General features: G+C 36.1%; 4 protein-coding genes and 1 pseudogene. 4 read left to right on the top strand and 1 reads right to left on the bottom strand.

Translation table 11 applies throughout. The features are described from left to right. Positions 1 to 87 precede the first annotated feature (87 nt). Positions 88 to 840, bottom strand: a complete 753-nt coding sequence (locus V7014_RS12300) for a DUF4397 domain-containing protein (RefSeq protein WP_335507497.1) — start codon at positions 838 to 840, stop codon at positions 88 to 90. A 167-nt stretch (positions 841 to 1,007) separates the two neighbouring features. On the opposite strand from V7014_RS12300, the gene msrA reads away from it, so the two are divergent. The 4 genes and pseudogenes from msrA to V7014_RS12280 all read left to right on the top strand — a co-directional run. Beyond that, positions 1,008 to 1,544: a peptide-methionine (S)-S-oxide reductase MsrA gene (gene msrA / locus V7014_RS12295; protein WP_335507495.1), complete on the top strand. Its 537-nt coding sequence runs from the start codon at positions 1,008 to 1,010 to the stop codon at positions 1,542 to 1,544. Next, entirely contained in the window at positions 1,541 to 1,966 is a 426-nt protein-coding gene (msrB, locus tag V7014_RS12290; RefSeq protein ID WP_335507493.1) for a peptide-methionine (R)-S-oxide reductase MsrB, read from the top strand. Before msrA ends, msrB begins: the two co-directional genes overlap by 4 nt. An 82-nt stretch (positions 1,967 to 2,048) precedes the next feature. Beyond that, complete coding sequence (locus V7014_RS12285; protein WP_335507492.1) at positions 2,049 to 2,558, top strand: PTS sugar transporter subunit IIA; 510 nt, start codon at positions 2,049 to 2,051, stop codon at positions 2,556 to 2,558. A 302-nt stretch (positions 2,559 to 2,860) separates the two neighbouring features. Further along, a pseudogene (locus tag V7014_RS12280) lies at positions 2,861 to 2,953 on the top strand (YjcZ family sporulation protein); the annotation flags it as partial. Positions 2,954 to 2,984 lie beyond the last annotated feature (31 nt).

The following is a 2,984-nucleotide window of genomic DNA, read 5'->3' as shown; positions in this document are numbered from 1 at the left end:
CGAATCACTTATCAGCTCTTCGTGTTTCCTTTATCTCAGTCGAATGGTTTTAGTCCATACGGAGCTAAACAGGCCCTTCCGCTTTTCTTAAGGTACTAATATGAGAGCTTCTAGTGGAGGTGTACCATCAACTGATCCTATGATATAGATGGAATAAACGGTATTCGGTTTTAGGTCGATAGCTGGCAATTCTAGAACAACAGTATTTGTACCTGCTTCCCTCGCTTCTAAATCAACATGCATAGGGGTAACTCCTAGATAATTGGTTGCTTTTCGGTATGAGACATTTGGAAAAATAACATCACCGTGTTTTACTGCTATATCCACTGGTGGTGCATCTGGTGATAGATGGATCACTCTAAATTTAGCTTCACCATAAGGAACGTTTGGGTTATCTTCAAATGTTAATAGTCTAAGATTTTTTCCTTCTCCTGTAGCCGCTAATGTATACACTTTTCCGTTTTGTACTTCCACTTTCCTACTAATAACGGTGGATACTAAGTTACCTGTTGGATAAATATCAATTTGATATCTACCTTGTGGTAATGGTAAGTAATCGGTTATTTTCTTATAAGGAAAATCTTTCAATATCCTAGTACCGTTTATATAAACATCAACATTTGGTGCATCTGGTGCTGCGTGCATAATTCTTACTTTTGCCGGGTGTTCATTTTGAGGATCCACTACTGATCTTTGCGATGCAATTGCTTTTTGTAAGCTATTCAAATGTTTTTTGTAATAATATATGTGTAATGTAGGATTACTGTATTTGTAATAATCAGCTAACATTCCGTACATAGAAGCTTTTTCGAAATAGTGGTGAGAATTTCTTGATTGCATACGTATACTCCTTTCATGACGCTTTCTTACGTAATAAATGTATGCAATAGAACTTGGGCAAGTGTCAGTTTAAATCAGACGAATTATTTTGATAAGAAGGAAAAAAGCGTTAAAATTGAAAACAGAAGTATTGCTAACAATAGATGTATAGTAGGAGAGTGAAGAGAATGAGCAATGAATTAATGAAGGCTACATTCGCAGGTGGCTGCTTTTGGTGTATGGTCAAACCATTTGATAAGTATGAAGGTGTAAAATCTGTCATGTCTGGGTATACAGGTGGAACAACTGAAAATCCAACTTATGAAGAAGTATGTAGCGGCCAAACAGGACATTACGAAGGAATTCAAATCACGTACAATCCTGAAATCATTTCCTATGAAACATTATTAAAGATCTTTTGGATGCAGATTGACCCGACAGACAAGGGTGGACAGTTTTATGATAGAGGAAAGTCATATGAAACAGCGATTTTCTATCATAATGACGAGCAACGTTTAGTCGCTGAGAAGTCAAAAGCTGAATTACAGCAAAGCGGAAGATTTAGCGCACCAATTGTTACGCCTATCATTCCAGCTACAGTTTTCTATAATGCTGAGGAGTATCATCAACAATATTATCAAAAAAATCCTACTCATTATAATGCATACCATGTAGGGTCAGGAAGAGCGGCTTTTATAAATGAATATTGGGGTGACGAGGAATGAATAAAGAGGAATTAAAGAAAAAATTAACGGATATTCAATATGAAGTAACACAAAATAATGGTACGGAACCACCATTTCGAAATGAATATTATAATAATAAAGAAGCAGGTCTATACGTAGATATAGTATCCGGTAAGCCGCTATTTCTATCCCAAGATCAATTCGATGCGGGATGCGGTTGGCCAAGTTTTACAAAGCCAATCAATGAAGTAGAAATAGTGAATAAAGAGGATCTTAGCCACGGTATGAGAAGGATTGAAGTTAGAAGTAAAACAGCTGATTCTCATCTTGGTCATGTTTTTCCAGATGGACCTAATCCAACAGGACTACGATATTGTATAAATTCTGCAGCTTTACGATTTATTCCTTTATCAGAACTTGATAACGAGGGTTATGGTGAGTATGTGAAACTATTTACATAAACCTTCTTTTTATGGTAAAGTGTTATTTCAAGATAGTTATTCATCTACTTAGTATGGCAATTGTAAGAAAGGCGGAAGTTTGATGTTTTTTAAAAAACTTTTTGGTAATAAAACAGAAACAGCTAGCAACAATAATAATGTATTAGTATCTCCAGCAACAGGTAGCCTTGTTGCTTTAGAAGATGTTCCAGATCCAGTATTTGCTGAAAAAATGATGGGAGACGGATTAGCAGTAGACCCAACTGAAGGTGTAATCGTAGCACCAATCGATGCGGAAGTACTACAAGTATTCCCTACAAAACATGCTATTGGATTAAAAACAAGCAGCAATGTTGAAATCTTAATTCACATTGGTCTAGAAACAGTATCAATGAAGGGTGAAGGTTTTGAAGCTCATGTTAAAGAAGGAGACAAAGTGAAAAAAGGTGATAAACTTATTTCATTTGATCTTGATCTTGTTCGTGAGAAAGCTAAAAGTACAATTACTCCTGTAATTATTACAAATGGAGATGTTGTTGAGAAGCTAGAAAAAACGGCAACATCATCACTTGTTAAAGGTGAAACAACATATTTAACAATCACAACAAAATAATCTACAGATCAATAAGCTGCTGATTTACGTAACATATACGTATTACCAGCAGTTTTTTCTGTTTATAAACTTTGCAAGTAGTAATTTTGTTTATTTCACTTTTTCATAAAATTGGGCTAATGCACAGACAGATACGAGCCGTGATTCATAATGTATCAATGTAGCATATGTTTTAAGAAACTTATGAGGAGTGAATAAATATGTATCATGGATATGATGGATGTGGCGGATTTGGATATGGTGGATATGGTGGATATGGTGGATATGGTGGTGGTGGCTTTGGCTATGGTGGCGGCGGATGCGGCTGGGGCGGCGGCTTTGCTCTAATCGTCGTTTTATTCATTCTATTAATCATCATTGGAGCTTCATTCTGTGGCGGATGTGGCGGTTGTTAATATAGATAGTAAAAAGGGGCTGTCCCAAAAG

Origin of the sequence: Bacillus sp. JJ722 (assembly GCF_036963345.1) — a bacterium.
In the GTDB taxonomy this organism is placed as follows: Bacteria; Bacillota; Bacilli; order Bacillales; family DSM-1321; genus Bacillus_AD.
Note: the sequence above shows the minus strand (reverse complement) of the source record. Positions and strands in the feature narration are given on the sequence as shown.

Excerpts from the sequence above, each read along its gene's own strand:
- V7014_RS12300 (WP_335507497.1), bottom strand. The coding sequence starts at position 840 with ATGCAATCAAGAAATTCTCACCACTATTTCGAAAAAGCTTCTATGTAC.
- msrA (WP_335507495.1), top strand. The coding sequence starts at position 1,008 with ATGAGCAATGAATTAATGAAGGCTACATTCGCAGGTGGCTGCTTTTGG.
- msrB (WP_335507493.1), top strand. The coding sequence starts at position 1,541 with ATGAATAAAGAGGAATTAAAGAAAAAATTAACGGATATTCAATATGAA.
- V7014_RS12285 (WP_335507492.1), top strand. The coding sequence starts at position 2,049 with ATGTTTTTTAAAAAACTTTTTGGTAATAAAACAGAAACAGCTAGCAAC.